This window comes from Corynebacterium sp. HMSC071B10, from assembly GCF_001814825.1.
Lineage (GTDB): Bacteria > Actinomycetota > Actinomycetes > Mycobacteriales > Mycobacteriaceae > Corynebacterium.
Window position 1 is genome coordinate 1 of sequence record NZ_KV818016.1, and the last position, 14,318, is coordinate 14,318.

The 14,318-nt window shown below is 65.0% G+C and carries 13 protein-coding genes; 6 read left to right on the plus strand and 7 right to left on the minus strand.

Features of this window, described 5'->3' with window-relative positions:
- Positions 1–347: 347 nt before the first annotated feature.
- Both HMPREF2990_RS12745 and HMPREF2990_RS08885 read left to right on the plus strand, forming a co-directional pair.
- Positions 348–1,337, plus strand: a complete 990-nt coding sequence (locus tag HMPREF2990_RS12745; protein WP_141757860.1) for a LytR C-terminal domain-containing protein — start codon at positions 348–350, stop codon at positions 1,335–1,337.
- Between the two features lie 56 nt (positions 1,338–1,393).
- Complete coding sequence (locus HMPREF2990_RS08885; protein WP_070764185.1) at positions 1,394–2,530, plus strand: glutamate--cysteine ligase; 1,137 nt, start codon at positions 1,394–1,396, stop codon at positions 2,528–2,530.
- A gap of 4 nt (positions 2,531–2,534) precedes the next feature.
- Here HMPREF2990_RS08885 and HMPREF2990_RS08890 read toward each other — a convergent pair whose 3' ends face one another.
- The 7 genes from HMPREF2990_RS08890 to HMPREF2990_RS08920 all read right to left on the minus strand — a co-directional run bounded on the left by HMPREF2990_RS08890 (position 2,535) and on the right by HMPREF2990_RS08920 (position 10,622).
- The gene (locus HMPREF2990_RS08890; protein WP_070764186.1) at positions 2,535–2,936 is read right to left on the minus strand and encodes a monovalent cation/H(+) antiporter subunit G; all 402 of its coding nucleotides are present in this window, start codon (positions 2,934–2,936) and stop codon (positions 2,535–2,537) included.
- On the minus strand, positions 2,933–3,211 hold the full coding sequence (locus tag HMPREF2990_RS08895) for a monovalent cation/H+ antiporter complex subunit F (RefSeq protein WP_070764188.1): 279 nt from the start codon (positions 3,209–3,211) through the stop codon (positions 2,933–2,935). Before HMPREF2990_RS08895 ends, HMPREF2990_RS08890 begins: the two co-directional genes overlap by 4 nt.
- A 3-nt stretch (positions 3,212–3,214) precedes the next feature.
- Positions 3,215–3,736, minus strand: coding sequence for a Na+/H+ antiporter subunit E (locus HMPREF2990_RS08900; protein WP_070764190.1), 522 nt, complete (start codon positions 3,734–3,736; stop codon positions 3,215–3,217).
- Positions 3,737–5,539, minus strand: coding sequence for a Na+/H+ antiporter subunit D (locus HMPREF2990_RS08905; protein ID WP_371575896.1), 1,803 nt, complete (start codon positions 5,537–5,539; stop codon positions 3,737–3,739).
- 34 nt (positions 5,540–5,573) lie between these two features.
- Positions 5,574–6,065 (minus strand): Na(+)/H(+) antiporter subunit C, encoded by a 492-nt coding sequence (locus HMPREF2990_RS08910; RefSeq protein WP_070764193.1) that lies wholly within the window; start codon positions 6,063–6,065, stop codon positions 5,574–5,576.
- Entirely contained in the window at positions 6,066–9,080 is a 3,015-nt protein-coding gene (locus HMPREF2990_RS08915) for a Na+/H+ antiporter subunit A (protein ID WP_070764195.1), read from the minus strand.
- 204 nt (positions 9,081–9,284) lie between these two features.
- Positions 9,285–10,622, minus strand: coding sequence for a dipeptidase (locus HMPREF2990_RS08920; RefSeq protein WP_070764197.1), 1,338 nt, complete (start codon positions 10,620–10,622; stop codon positions 9,285–9,287).
- A gap of 216 nt (positions 10,623–10,838) precedes the next feature.
- Between HMPREF2990_RS08920 and groL the strand changes: the two genes are divergently transcribed.
- The 4 genes from groL to ppk2 all read left to right on the plus strand — a co-directional run bounded on the left by groL (position 10,839) and on the right by ppk2 (position 14,208).
- On the plus strand, positions 10,839–12,479 hold the full coding sequence (gene groL, locus HMPREF2990_RS08925) for a chaperonin GroEL (RefSeq protein ID WP_070764200.1): 1,641 nt from the start codon (positions 10,839–10,841) through the stop codon (positions 12,477–12,479).
- Positions 12,480–12,870: 391 nt separating this feature from the next.
- Positions 12,871–13,017 carry a hypothetical protein gene (locus HMPREF2990_RS12990; protein ID WP_168167135.1) on the plus strand — a complete coding sequence of 49 codons (147 nt, stop codon included), beginning with the start codon at positions 12,871–12,873 and terminating at the stop codon, positions 13,015–13,017.
- Between the two features lie 89 nt (positions 13,018–13,106).
- Entirely contained in the window at positions 13,107–13,235 is a 129-nt protein-coding gene (locus HMPREF2990_RS13285; RefSeq protein WP_256380988.1) for a hypothetical protein, read from the plus strand.
- Positions 13,236–13,356: 121 nt separating this feature from the next.
- Positions 13,357–14,208 (plus strand): polyphosphate kinase 2, encoded by an 852-nt coding sequence (gene ppk2, locus HMPREF2990_RS08930; protein ID WP_070764202.1) that lies wholly within the window; start codon positions 13,357–13,359, stop codon positions 14,206–14,208.
- Positions 14,209–14,318 lie beyond the last annotated feature (110 nt).

Here is a 14,318-nt window from a genome sequence, read left to right on the forward strand (position 1 = left end):
TGAAAGAAAACCCCTTGCAGTACCGGGTACATGGAACACCGGTACCAACTACGCGGACTCGCGGTACCAACTACCCCGAATCGACAGGGGCGTGTATCGGTAGTTGCGGGTTTTCAACATTCAACTTGAGCCGGTACTCCGAGAAGATGCCGCATGTTTTCTCTAGTCGGCAGGGGGCTGCGTTTCGAATATGGCAATTTTGCCTGTTGGATGGCACGTACAACATCCGCCATTTCGTCGAATTTCATTGTCACGCGGCCGTTGGGTTGTTAAGGATGGCACCACTCCCCGGCGTGTCAGGGCCGGATATTCCCTCAAGTGGTACTTGAGGGTCTAGAGTGGCGGATGTGAATACTGTGAACCCTGGTGATGGACATCGCGGACGAGACGAGTTTCCGCGCGAGAGCGACGAGTACCGCGGCGCCCACCGCCGCGCCGACGAGCCGGATGAGGCGTACGAGGACTACGAAGGCTACGAAGAGTACGCCGACGAGCCCGAATACGTCGAGGCTGAGCCGGTTGAAGAAGCCGGTGCCGGTTACGTTTCCGCCGATGAGGCGCGGGAGGGTTCGACTGCGGTAGCGGCTGGCGCTGGCGCAGCGGCAGCAGCCCCCGCGGCAGCGCGGCTGCCGAAGCGTGGACTCGCAATGATTCTCCTGGCAGTGGGTCTGCTCCTGCTACTGTGGGGCATTTTCGCGCTTGGCCAGGGCAAAGACTCTTCCGAGAATGCGGCGCAGGAAACCCAGGCGTCGCAGCCTGCAGACAACGGCGCAAACAATGACGCCAACGCACCTGGTGCAAACAATGGCGCGAACGCCAGCGGCGCAAACGCGAACGACCCGAACAACGCAGCCAACAACCCCGCCGACCGCGAAAACAACGGCGACGCAAACAATCCAGACGCAGCCAACCCCGACGCCGACCGCAAGAACAACGCGAACAACCCAGACGCAAACAACCCTGACAATCCAACGCAGCCCAACCCGGCCGCACCGGATCTGACGGCGCAGAACGCGCAGGTCTACGTCTACAACAACTCGGGCGTTCCGGATTTGGCGAACCAGACCGCGGGCAGGCTCGACGGCCAGTACAGCGTGGCAAACAAGTCGCAGGACGCTGCCGCGATGAATATGCCGGAGCAGACCTTCGGCGTGTTCCCGGAGACCTTCGTCTTCTACAACCCGCAGGTCGCGGGCGCGGAGCAGGTTGCGGCGGATATCGCGCAGCGCGTCGGCGGCACCCCGCGTGCGACGAATGACCTGCCTGGTGATGACACCCAGCTGCCGTCGGAGGCGCTGCAGAACCGCCACGCCATCACGGTTGTCCTCGCCGGCTAACCCAAACCTGAAACCAAATTCCCGCGTTTTGCGCCCAGCAACCTAGACTTGCACGCATGGATCCTTATCGCGATTTTGCACGATCCACGGCGCCGACGCTCGGCGTGGAGTGGGAGGTCGGCGTGGTCGACCCGGACACGCGCGACCTGGTGCCGCACGCCGAACGCGTCATTGAACAGGTGGAGCGGGAGCACCCCGGCACCCACCTGGAGCGCGAGTTCCTGCAAAACACGATCGAACTGGTCACGCCGATCTGCCAGAACACGCGCGAGGCCGTGGACGCCCTGCGCACGGACCTGGAGAAGATCCGCAGCGCGGCCGAGTCCCAGGGCCTGAAGCTGTGGGCGGGCGGCGGCCACCCGTTCTCCGATTTCCGCGAGCAACCTCTAAGCCCCAAGCTCACCTACAAGGAGATCATCAACCGCACGCAGTACTGGGGCCAGCAAATGCTGCTGTGGGGCATCCACTGCCACGTGGGTATTAGCCACGAGGACCGCGTCTGGCCGATCATCAACGCGATCATGACCAAGTACCCGCACCTGTTGGTCACCTCGGCCTCCAGCCCGGGCTGGGACGGCATCGACACCGGCTACGCATCCAACCGCACCATGCTCTACCAGCAGCTTCCCACCGCGGGCATGCCGTACCAGTTTCGCGACTGGGACGAGTGGGTGCAGTTCATGCGCGAGCAGCAGAACTCCGGCGTGATCAGCCACACCGGCAGCATGCATTTCGACGTCCGCCCGGCCGCCAAGTGGGGCACCATCGAGGTGCGCATTAGCGACGCTACGTCGAACCTGCGCGAACTCGCCGGCATCGTCGCACTCACGCACTGCCTGGTGGTCTACTACGACCGCATGATCGACGCCGGGGAGGAGCTGCCCACCCTGCAGCCCTGGCACGTGGCGGAGAACAAGTGGCGCGGGGCCCGCTACGGGCTCGACGCGCTCGTGATTACCAGCCGGGAGACCGACGAGCGCTGGGTGACCGACGAGCTCAACGACATGCTGGACGAGCTACGCCCCATCGCCGAGGAGCTGGACTGCGTGGAGGAGATGGAGATCGTCCGCGAGATCATGGATCGCGGCGCGGGCTACCAACGCCAGCGCAAGATCTACCAGGCCACCGGCGATTGGAAGCGCGTAGTGGACGCGAGCTGCGAGGAAATGTTTACGCTCCAGCCACCACGCTAAACACCTAGTCCTTCGGCCCCTCCGGGTCCACGCGCTTGGGGTGGTAGTCGGCGGGGCGGTCGTTGCGACTGAGCTGGTCTGGCCCGCCGTAGAGGCCCTCGCGGCGCGCGACGCGGCCGAGACGCTGCGCGGTGACCGGGTTGGTCATCAGCGCGAACAGGACCAGCAGGACGAGCATGCCCAGGTCGCCGCGGTGGTGGACGGAGAAGTCGGGGGAGCTGACCAGCCGGATGAAGGTGCCCACGAACATCAGCAAAAGGCCGGTGGTCTGCGGTTTCGTAATGGCGTGGACGCGCGCCATGGTGGAGCCGAAGCGGACTGTGCCCACTGCGGCCGAGAACACCATGAAGGCGCCGGGGAGGATAAACAGGAGCGAGAGGGCGTCGAAAAGCAGGTGCCAATTCATAGTGAACCATCCCTCTTGCGGAAGCGGGCGACGGAAATAGAGGCGATGAAGCCGAGCAGGGCGATCACCATCATCACGTTGACCACGGTGGTGTCCAGCGTCCAGCAGATGTAGAGCGCCAGGGCGCACTGGAGCGAGGCGGTAATCGCGTCGTTGCCTAGCACGCGGTCCATGGAGTCGGGCCCGACGATGACGCGCCAGGCCAGCAGGGCGAAGCCAACGGCCAGCAGCACTGCGGCGATACCGAGGAACACGTTGTACACGGTGGGATCCATGGGTTACCTCCTGCTTTCAAAGATCTCGATCATCTGGCGCTCGAGCTTGGCCACGTTGGCGATTTCGCGTTCGATGGCTTGCTCGTTGTCGGCGTCGAGGACGTGAATGGTCCACTCGCGGTCGGCCAGGTTGATGTCGGTGACGGAGCCGCCCGGCTGCAGGTTGTAGGCGCAGGTGGCGAAGTAGAGAACGAGCTCGCTGCTGAGTCGCATGGGCACGTTGAGGATCGCGTTGCGCGGCGGCTCGGCAGGTCGCAGCGCTAGCCAGGCGACCTTGGTCGACGCCACGGCGAGGTCGCGCAGCCACGCGAAGACAAAGAGCACGAGGCGGCCCCAGTGGATGTGGTAGCCGTGGTTGGGGATGCGAGGCAGCGGCAGCAGCAGCACGATCGCGAGCGCGAGCCCAAGGCCTGCGGCGAAGTTGCCCCAGCTCAGCTCGCCCATGAGCAGGATCCACATAAACGTCAGCCACACCACGAACCAGGGGCGGAAGCGGTGCTTAATGCCGGTGAAAAGTTGCTGCATTTAGTGCTCACCTCCGGAGGGGCTCGTGCTTGTCATAGCTTCGCTGGCACGCACCGGCGTCGGCACCGTTTCCGTGCTCACGCCCTGGGTGGGCTCGCTAGTGGTGCCGTCTCGTTGACTGCGGTGCTTGTACAGCGTATCTGAGCTGCCGTACTCGTCCTGCGGGGTGACAAAGCGCTCCGGGCGTCGCGTCGGGTTCTCCGGCTCGGCGACCTCCCCGTCCACGCCCGCGCCGGGCATGGTGTCAAGCACGGCGCTGCGGTAGATCGAGCTGTCCTGGGCGGACTCGGCGGCGCGGTCGGTGATATTAGAGATCGGGCCGGCCAGGAAGGTAATGGCAACGGACGCGGCGACGAGCAGTGCGGTGGACAAAAACATGCCGGTGGGTACGCGGCCGACGTCGTCGCGGTCGGCGAACTGGGTGGTCGCGTCGCGCTCCGCCAAGGTCGCGGGTCGGGCCATGGCCACGTCGCCCTCGGGGGCGTCGGCGCGGTCGCGCAGGAAGCCTTTGGACCAGACGAGGATCATGGCGTACAGGGTCAGCAGCGAGGTGATCACCGCGCCCGCGATGAGCACCCAGGCCAGCCAGGAGCCGTCGGCGGCACCGGCCTGGATGAGCATGACCTTGCCCAGGAAGCCGGAGAATGGAGGGATGCCGCCCAGGTTGAGCGCGGGGATGAAGTAGAGCAGCGCGATGACCGGGGCGGTGTACAGCAGGGAGCCGAGGCGGCGCAGCTGTGCGGAGCCGGCCTGGCGCTCGATGAGCCCGACCACTAGGAAGAGCGAGGTCTGCACCAGAATGTGGTGGACGGCGTAGAAGATCGCACCGGACAGGCCCGCCATGGAGCCCAGTGCGATGCCGAAGATCATGTAGCCGATGTGCGAGACCAGGGTGAACGACAGCAGGCGCTTGATGTCGTTTTGGGCGAGCGCGCCCATCACGCCGACGATCATGGTCAAAAGCGCGACCCACATGAGCAGGGTGTCCAGGGCACCGTCGGTAAAGACGGTGGAGCGCATGCGGATAATCGCGTAAACACCCACCTTGGTCAGAAGGCCAGCGAAGACGGCGGTGACCAGGGAGGCGGCGGTGGGGTAGGAGTCGGGCAGCCAGGCATCCAGCGGGAAGACGGCCGCCTTGATGCCGAAGGCCACCAGCAGCGTGGCGAAGATGGCGGCGCGGGTGCCCTCCGGGATGTCCTCCATGCGCAGCCCGGCGTGCGCCATGTTCACGGTGCCCACCGAGGCGTAGACCAGGGCGAGCGCGAAGAGAAAGACCATGGAGGAGGCCATGGAGACCATCACGTAGCTAATGCCGCTGCGCACGCGCCCGGGCGAGGCACCGAGCGTGAGCAGGACGTAGGAGGCGACGAGGAAGACCTCGAAGCCGACGTAGAGGTTGAACAGGTCGCCGGCGAGGAACGACAGGTTCACGCCGAGGCAGAGCAGCATGTAGACGGGGAGGAAGACGGCGACGGGGTCGTCATCGTCGCCGTCGCGAAGCCCCTGCGAAATGCCGTACCACATCACGGCGAACAGCACGATGGCCGAGACGAACAGCATGATGGTGGACAAACGGTCGGCCACCAGCGTGATGCCGATCGGGGCGTCCCAGCCGCCCATCTGCACGGTCTGGATGCCGTGGACGTCGGCGACGATGATCATCGCGGCCGCGATCACCGCCAGCGCGAACAGGGTGATCAATGCGATCGCGCGCTGCACCTGCACGTGACGGCCGGTGATCAGGATAAGTGCTGCGGCGATGGCGGGCAGCACCAGCGGCATGACGATCAGGTACGGCATGGAGGTGAGCGTCGCGTCGGCGAAGTCGATCAGGCTAGCTCTCATCATCCGCCTCCTTCACCGGGGTCTCAAACGAGCGGGGGCCGAAGGAGTCGCCGGTCTCGCTGGGCTTGCCGGTTTCCGGGTCGTCCGAGCGGTCGTGGTCGGGCGCGGCCGCGGGCAGGGAAGGCCGCGCGGCGATGGCGCGGTCCTCCTCGTCGCGCTCGATGATGTCGTCGGTGCGGTAGCGGTACTGCCGGTACGCGAGCGCGAGCATGAAGGCGCTCATGGCCATGGAAATCACGATTGCGGTGAGAATCATCGCCTGCGCAAGCGGGTCGGCGCTGTTTTCAAAGAGTTTGGACTCGCGCCCGACGATCGGCGGGGAGCCCGCCTGCCCGCCGGACTGCAGAAGCAGCAGGTTCGCGCCGTTGCCGATGAGCAGCACGCCCATGATCATGCGGGTCATCGCCCTATCGAGCATGAGGTAGACGCCGGACGCGATGAGCACGCCGGAGCCGATCAAGAGAAAGAGGTTCGCTTCCATCTACTCGCTCCTTTCTGTATTGGGCTCATTGCTTCTCGACGCCGCGTCGACCCCCACCACACTCGATCCCGTCGACCCAACCGCAGCGCGGTCGGAGGCGCGGGCCGCCCGGCGACGGGCCTGCAGGCGGCGGCGCAGCTTGTTCTTCGCCTGCAGCTGGCGCGCGCGGTCGCGGGCGCGCTGCTTGCGGGTGTCCTCCTCGCGGTCGAGGTAAGCGCCCATGGAGCCGAGGATGTGCATGGTGAGGCCGAGGACGATGGTGTACACGCCGGCGTCGAAAAGCAGCGCGGAAGGCACGTCGAAATCGCCGATCAGCGGCAGCGACGCCGAGGCGTAGTCGGACATCAGCGGCGGGTTGCCGTAGAACATCGGCACGACGACGCAGATGGCGGACAGCAGGATGCCGGTGCCCAGCAGCTTCGCCGGGTCGATGGGGAGTGCCTCTTCGATTTCTGCGCGGCCGCCTGCCAGGTAGCGCAGCGTGAACGCGAGTGCCGCGACGAGGCCGCCCGCGAAGCCGCCGCCGGGCGCGTTGTGGCCGGAGAAGAAGAAGTAGAAGGACAGCAGCATCATGGACGGGAAGAAGATGCGTGTGACCACGTCCACCATGATGGAGCGGTTCTGCGCGCGCTCGGAATCCACTCCCGAGGCGAGCCAGCGCGGCTTGTTCGTCGACAGCGTCGGGCGGCGCGAGGAGCGGCCGAACTTGCCGGTGCCGAAGATGAGGCTGGCCACGCCGGTGGCCGCGATGACCAGCACGAGGATCTCGCCGAAGGTATCGGCGGCGCGCAGGTCCACCAGCAGCACGTTGACGGTGTTGCGGCCGTGTCCGATGTCGTAGGCCAGGTCCGGCATGTGGGTGGAGATCGGCGTGGCCTGGCGCGCGGAGATCGCCGTCATCGCCACGATGACCACGGAGACGCCGGTGGCGATGGACAGCCAGGCGCGCAGCCGGTTGTCGTCCGTGCGCGGCTCCACCTCCGTGGGCATCTTGCGCAGCACCAGCATGAACACGACCATCACGATGGTCTCCACCAGCGCCTGGGTAAGCGCCAGGTCTGGTGCGCCGTGGAGGGCGAAGATGAACGCCATGGAGTAGCCGGTTAGCCCCACCATCACCACGCTGGAGAGGCGGTTGCGCTGCATGGTGGCGAAGACGGCCATGGCGCACATGAGGCAGACCACCATGCCCTGCCACGGCGAATCCCACAGGATCATGCGGATGTCGTTGCTCTCGCCCAGGATCAGCGCGCCGAGCGGGACGACCATGAGCGTGGCGAAGATGACGGCCAGGTTGATCGACAGCGAGCCGCGCTGCGTCGACGCGGTGAGCTTGAGCGAGGCGTTGCGCAACACGTGCAGTATGTTGTCCCAGAGCTCGTCGGCGTCGCCAAGCGCGGGTTTGGGAAAAGCGGCGCGCTTGATCAGGTTGCGCTGCCAGAACATGATCGAACCGGCCGTGACGATGACGACAGTGAGCACCAAGGGCGTGGTGATGCCGTGCCAGAGCTTCAGGTCGTGGCCTTCCACGGTGGGGAAGCGCACGTCCAGGTAGTTGTTGATGGCGTCTGACAGCCAGGCGGGCAGCAGCCCGAAGGTGACAGTGGCGAGCGTCAGCAGCGCCGGGGATAGGGACAGGCGCGGGCCGATGTGGTGCATCTTGGCCACTGCGGGTGACACACCCTCCTCCTTGTGCGCCTCCTTTGTGGCAAACGCGCCCCACAGGAAGTAGAGGGAGTACGCCATGGTCAGGATCGAGCCGACCACCAGCGCTACCAGGGTCAGGTGCCCCGGCATGCCGTGCAGCAGCTCCTCGTGCAGGATCGACTCGAGTGCCGCCTCCTTAGCAATGAAACCGAACAGCGGCGGGATGCCCGCCATCGACGCCGCCGAAACCACCGCCAGCGCCGCGACGAAAGGCTCGCGGCGCGCCAGGCCAGACAGCTCGCCGATGTCGCGGGTGCCGGTGGTGTGGTCGATCGCGCCGACGATCATAAACAACGTCGCCTTGAACATGGAGTGCGCAAAGGTAATGGCAAGACCCGCCATCGTCGCCTCGCGCGAGCCCACACCGATCACGGCGGTAATAAAGCCCAGCTGGGAGACGGTACCGTACGCCAGGATCAGCTTGAGGTCGCGCTGCTTCAGCGCCATCCAGCCGCCCAGCAGCATGGTGAATAGGCCCGTGGTAATCACCACGAGGTGCCAGGTGTTCACCGCCGCCATGTCCGGGGCCAGGCGGGCCACCAGGTAGATGCCGGCCTTGACCATCGCGGCGGAGTGCAGGTACGCCGACACCGGCGTCGGCGCAGCCATCGCGCCGGGCAGCCAGAAGTGCCAGGGGGCCTGGGCCGACTTGGTCAGCGCGCCGAGCATGATCAGCACGATCGCCGCCGAGATCGCCGGAGTGTTCTCCAGGTCCGCGAACTGGGAGATCTGGCTGAGCCGCCAGATACCCGTGTTGAAGCCGAGCAGGTTGATGCCCACCAGCATGGCCAGACCGCCGAAGGTGGTGATCATCAGCGCCTGGATCGCCGCCCTGCGTGACGACGCCCGCTCGCCGTAATACGACACGAGCAGGTAGGAAAGGATGGAGGTCAGCTCCCAGAACACGTACATCAGCAGGAAGCTGTCCGAGATGACCAGCCCGTACATCACGGTGGCGAACATGGTCAGCTCGCCGCCGAACTTGGCCAGCCTGCGCGGGTTGGAGTCGAAATACCCCCAGCAGTACAACAGGACGAGCGCGCCCACGCCCAGGATGATCAGGCTGAACAGGCCCGCCAGCGCATCGAGCCGGAAATCCAGGTTCATGTTCGCCGAGGGCATCCACGGATACCTGGCGACAATCTCGCCCTGGTTTGCAAACACGCCGCGCTGGAACAGGCTGACCACCCAGATGAACCCGCCCAGCGGCACCGTAGCCAGCAGCGCAAACGCCGGCCGCCCGAGGGTGCGGATCAACAGCGGGGCACAGATCGTGGCGATGATCAGCGTGGCAAGCAGTGTGAGCACAGGGCGGACCCCTCCTTGGGCAGTTCGGATCGAGTTCTCAAGCCGTGCCCAACGTTGCGGCAAAGCAGCGTAAGAAGATCGTTGAACTACTACACCTGGAGCAATGCGAGCGGCACTGCTCGCTCGCGAAGGGGCGCGTCAAATGTATAGGCGCGGCCAATGGTCACAACTGTACCGATTAGGTAACAGATTCGCCACCGGCTGTTACTTGCCGTAGGTCTGCAGGAAGCGGGCCTCAGCGACCGCGATGCGCTCGATTTCCGTGGGGTCGACCGACTCGTCCACGCCGTGGATGCCGCAGGCGGGCTCCTCCACGCCGAAGAGTGCGATCTCGGCCTCGGGGAACTGTTCCTGCAGCGTAATCGTCAGCGGGATCGAGCCGCCGGAGCCCACCACCGTCAAAGAATCGGCACCGTAGGCCTCGCGCAGGCATTCGCCAAGCTTTGCGACGCCCGGACGCTCCGGATCAGTAGCAAAAGGCTCATTCACACCGCTGACCTCTACATCCACCTTCGCGCCCAAGGGGGTGTGCGCGTGGATGTGGTCTACCATCTTCTGTGCCACCTCGGCGGCGCTCTGCCCGGCGGGCACGCGCAGGTTGAACTGAGCCTCGGCGCGCGGGTTGACCGCGTTGACCGCCTCGGCGACCGGGGTGGAAGTAAAACCGATCATGGTCACGGCGGGGCGGGCCCAGCACATGTCGGCGGGCTCGTCCTCGACGGTGCCGAGCAGCTGCACGCCGTCGAGGACGCCCGCGTCGGTGCGGAAGGTGTCGCGCTCGTAGGGGTCGCCGGACCACTTCGCGGTGGTGTCGACGCCGTCGATGGTGGTGCGCCCGTGCTCGTCGAAAAGCGAGTCGGCGATGCGCACCAGGGCGTGCGCTGCGTCCGGGGCCGCGCCGCCGAAGCTGCCGGAGTGGATCGCGCCCTCGAGTGTTTCCACGGAGACCTTGATCTGGGCACCGCCGCGCAGGGAGGTGGTGAGCGTCGGCTCGCCGACGGCGGCGTTGCCGGAGTCTGCGATGAGGATGACGTCGGCGCGGAAGATCTCCGGGTCGGACTCGATGAGCTTGACCAGCCCGTCCTCGCCGCCGAGCTCCTCGGAGCCCTCGACGACGACCTTGAGGCCCAGATCCGTGCCGCCGTTTTGCTCAAGCAGGCGCAGCGCCTCGAGGTGCATAGCCAGGTTGCCCTTGCAGTCGGCGGCGCCGCGGCCGTACCAGCGCCCGTCGCGCTCGGTCAGCTCAAACGGGTCGCTCGTCCACGCGGCCGGATCGCCCGCGGGCACCACGTCATAGTGGGAGTAGAGCAGCACGGTGGGCGCGTCGCCCACCGGTTCCTTGACGCCGACGATCGTGTCCGCGTCGTCCACGGTGGGGTAGCGCGTGACCTTCAGGCCCGCCTTCTCTAAGGCGGCGACGGTCCAGGCGCAGGCGGCCTCGTGCTCGTCGGCCAGCTCTGGGGTGGAGTGGGGCGAGTTGAAAGAGACCAGTGCGGCCAGGTCGGAGAAGATGCGTGCGCGGTCTGGTGTGAAGTCAGTCATGTCGGTGACGCTACCAGTGGGGGCACGTGGACGTCGATAAGCAAATGCGTGCTTGCACTCGACGGGGGTGAGTGCTAAAAATGGGTGCTAGCACTCGGAGACGCCAAGTGCTAAGCGGGTGAGGCTGCACACTCAGCAGCCGTGCCGTCGCGGGCGCCTGCTTGTACCGACGAATTGAGTACTCGTTCCACAATATATAAGGAGCAACAAACTCACATGGCAAAGACCATTGCATTCGACGAGGAAGCACGCCGCAGCCTCGAATCCGGCCTGAACACCCTGGCAGACGCCGTCAAGGTCACCCTTGGCCCGAAGGGGCGCAACGTCGTCCTGGAGAAGTCCTGGGGCGCGCCGACCATTACGAACGATGGCGTGACCATCGCGAAGGAAATCGAGCTCGAGGACCCGTACGAGAAGATCGGCGCCGAGCTGGTCAAGGAAGTTGCGAAGAAGACGGACGACGTCGCCGGCGACGGCACCACCACCGCAACCGTGCTCGCACAGGCGCTCGTGCGCGAGGGCCTGCGCAACGTTGCCGCCGGCTCCAACCCGATGGGCATTAAGCGCGGCATCCAGGCTGCGACCGAGGCAGTGTCCAAGCACGTGCTGGACAACGCCAAGGAAGTAGAGACCCAGGAGCAGATCGCGTCCACCGCTGGCATTTCCGCCTCCGACCCGGAGATTGGTGCCAAGATCGCTGAGGCGATGTACGCAGTCGGCAACGGCTCCGTGAACAAGGACTCCGTCATCACGGTTGAGGAGTCCAACACCTTCGGCGTCGACCTCGAGGTCACCGAGGGTATGCGCTTTGACAAGGGCTTCATCTCCGCCTACTTCGCCACCGACATGGAGCGTGGCGAGGCGGTCCTGGAAGACCCGTACATCCTGCTGGTCTCCTCCAAGATCTCCAACGTCAAGGAGCTCGTGCCGGTGCTGGAGCAGGTCATGCAGTCCGGCAAGCCGCTGCTGATCATCGCCGAGGACGTCGAGGGCGAGGCCCTGTCCACCCTCGTGGTGAACAAGATCCGCGGCACCTTCAAGTCCGTCGCTGTGAAGGCACCGGGCTTCGGCGACCGCCGCAAGGCAATGCTGCAGGACCTGGCAATCCTCACCGGTGGCCAGGTCATCTCCGAGGAGGTCGGCCTCTCGCTCGAGACCGCTGGCGTCGAGCTGCTCGGCCAGGCACGCAAGGCCGTGATTACCAAGGACGAGACCACCATCGTCCAGGGTGCTGGCGACCAGGCTCAGATCGAGGGCCGCGTCAAGCAGATCCGCGCTGAGATCGAGCACTCCGACTCCGACTACGACCGCGAGAAGCTGCAGGAGCGCCTGGCCAAGCTGGCCGGCGGCGTGGCAGTGATCAAGGTCGGCGCCGCCACCGAGGTGGAGCTCAAGGAGCAGAAGATGCGCATCGAGGACGCCGTGCGCAACGCCAAGGCTGCTGTGGAGGAGGGCATCGTCGCCGGCGGTGGCGTGGCACTCCTGCAGGCCGCCAAGGAGCTCGAAGGCGACCTCGGCCTGTCCGGCGACGAGGCCACCGGCGTGAAGATCGTCCGCGAGGCGCTCTCCGCACCGCTGAAGCAGATCGCGCTCAACGCCGGCCTGGAGCCGGGCGTGGTTGCCGACAAGGTAGCCAACCTGCCCGCAGGTCAGGGCCTGAACGCGGCCACCGGCGAGTACGTCGACATGGTCGCCGAGGGCATCAACGACCCGGCCAAGGTCACCCGCTCTGCGCTGCAGAACGCGGCATCCATCGCTGGTCTGTTCCTGACCACCGAGGCCGTCGTTGCTGACAAGCCGGAGCCGGCTGGTGCCGCAGGCGCTGGAATGGACCCGGAGGCCATGGGCATGATGTAAGCCTGTCCGGCTTCGAGCCCCCGCGGGATTGTCCCGTGGGGGCTTTTTCACCCCCGGAAGTGGGGGCCTGATGTGTTGGCAGCGGGCACTGCTTATCGACGCCCCACCCCCTCCCGTTACATCCCTCGACCGAAGTTTAAGACACGTTAACTTAGGTGGACCATAACACTTGTATAACAATGCAGGTCGTACAGGAGCTTGGGAGAAAGGTTGCCAAAGTGTGAACGGGGCTCCCAGGTAAGGAATTCTCAGGGGCGAAAAATCCTTCCGCGAACCCCTTGCGGATGCTTGGAGCTGTGGCAAAATACTTCGTGTGATGCCCCGCAGAGGGTGTCAGGACACTGTCAATCTCGAGCCAGACATTCTGGCACCTACACGTAAGGGGAAAACAATGGGTGACCTCTCTACCATCGTCGATATGCTGAAGGACTTCAGCAAGTTCGGCAAGAACATCGTTGAGCTGTTCCGCGGTATCCCGGAGCTGTTCATCAGCCTCGGTTCGCTGCCGGACAAGGCTACGGAACTCCCGAACAAGTAGTCGTTCCTTCGCGCGCCGTTGAGTGATGGTGCGCAACCCAACCACATCAGTATTTGGCCCCAAAAGGTCACTCACACAAGGAGATTATCGTGGAAGCACTTGCAAACTGGGCGTTCCTGTCCTCTGACGCACACGTCGCTGGCGCACTGCTCGGCATTCTGAAGCAGCTCGCTGGCCTGGCAGGCAACCTGGGCGACCTGCTCAGCCTCATCGCATAAGCGACGCCGCCACCTACAGCCCCGCCTTTGTGCGGGGTTGTTTTGCGTTTCGGGGGTCTTTGCTAGCCCCGCTTGCGCAGTTACTGAACACAAAGCGGGGGTGGGCGGTAAACTCGACAGTATGGCTGACCACAAAGATGATGAACTCCCGATGATCGACCTCGCGGAGGTCGAGGGCTGGGTCGTTGACGATACTGATGAAGACGATCCGGTGTTGCTGATGCCGGACGGCACCCCGATCCAGACGTGGCGTGAGAACTACCCCTACGATGCGCGCCTGACCCGTGACGAGTACGAGAAGGAAAAGCGCGCGCTGCAGATCGAGCTGCTGAAGTGGCAGAACTGGACCAAGGACACGGGCCAGCGCCACATCATCATCTTCGAGGGCCGCGACGCTGCGGGTAAGGGCGGCACCATTAAGCGCTTCAACGAGCACCTCAACCCGCGTGGTGCCCGCACCGTCGCGCTGGAGAAGCCCAGCCCGCGCGAGTCCACCTCGTGGTACTTCCAGCGCTACATCGAGCACTTCCCGGCCGCCGGCGAGATCGTGTTCTTCGACCGCTCCTGGTACAACCGCTCGGGCGTCGAGCGCGTCATGGGCTTCTGCACGGAGTCGCAGCACGCCGAGTTCCTGCGTGAGGTGCCGATGCTGGAAAACATGATCCTGGGCTCCGGTATCTCCCTGACCAAGTTCTGGTTCTCCGTGACGCAGAAGGAGCAGCGCACCCGCTTCGCCATCCGTCAGGTGGACCCGGTGCGTCAGTGGAAGCTGTCGCCGATGGACCTGGCCTCGCTGGACAAGTGGGAGGACTACACCCGCGCCAAGGAGGAGCAGTTCCGCTACACGGATACCGACGAGTCCCCGTGGATCACCATTAAGTCCAACGACAAGAAGCGCGCCCGCCTCAACGCCATGCGCTACATCCTGAGCAAGTTCGAGTACACGAACAAGGATCACGATGTGGTTGGCTAGCCGGACCCGCTGATCGTCAAGCGCGGCCGCGACCAGATCGGTGACTAGGCTTTAGCGCTATACAGCCCGGCTCTCCCGCGTGGGGAGCCGGGTTTTGCGTTGGGGGGGGG

What these genes read in the sequence shown, in the direction of transcription:
- HMPREF2990_RS08885 (WP_070764185.1), top strand. Translation starts at nt 1,394, where the DNA reads ATGGATCCTTATCGCGATTTTGCACGATCCACGGCGCCGACGCTCGGC.
- HMPREF2990_RS08890 (WP_070764186.1), bottom strand. Translation starts at nt 2,936, where the DNA reads ATGAATTGGCACCTGCTTTTCGACGCCCTCTCGCTCCTGTTTATCCTC.
- HMPREF2990_RS08895 (WP_070764188.1), bottom strand. Translation starts at nt 3,211, where the DNA reads ATGGATCCCACCGTGTACAACGTGTTCCTCGGTATCGCCGCAGTGCTG.
- HMPREF2990_RS08900 (WP_070764190.1), bottom strand. Translation starts at nt 3,736, where the DNA reads ATGCAGCAACTTTTCACCGGCATTAAGCACCGCTTCCGCCCCTGGTTC.
- HMPREF2990_RS08905 (WP_371575896.1), bottom strand. Translation starts at nt 5,539, where the DNA reads ATGCCGTACCTGATCGTCATGCCGCTGGTGCTGCCCGCCATCGCCGCA.
- HMPREF2990_RS08910 (WP_070764193.1), bottom strand. Translation starts at nt 6,065, where the DNA reads ATGGAAGCGAACCTCTTTCTCTTGATCGGCTCCGGCGTGCTCATCGCG.
- HMPREF2990_RS08920 (WP_070764197.1), bottom strand. Translation starts at nt 10,622, where the DNA reads ATGACTGACTTCACACCAGACCGCGCACGCATCTTCTCCGACCTGGCC.
- groL (WP_070764200.1), top strand. Translation starts at nt 10,839, where the DNA reads ATGGCAAAGACCATTGCATTCGACGAGGAAGCACGCCGCAGCCTCGAA.
- HMPREF2990_RS12990 (WP_168167135.1), top strand. Translation starts at nt 12,871, where the DNA reads ATGGGTGACCTCTCTACCATCGTCGATATGCTGAAGGACTTCAGCAAG.
- ppk2 (WP_070764202.1), top strand. Translation starts at nt 13,357, where the DNA reads ATGGCTGACCACAAAGATGATGAACTCCCGATGATCGACCTCGCGGAG.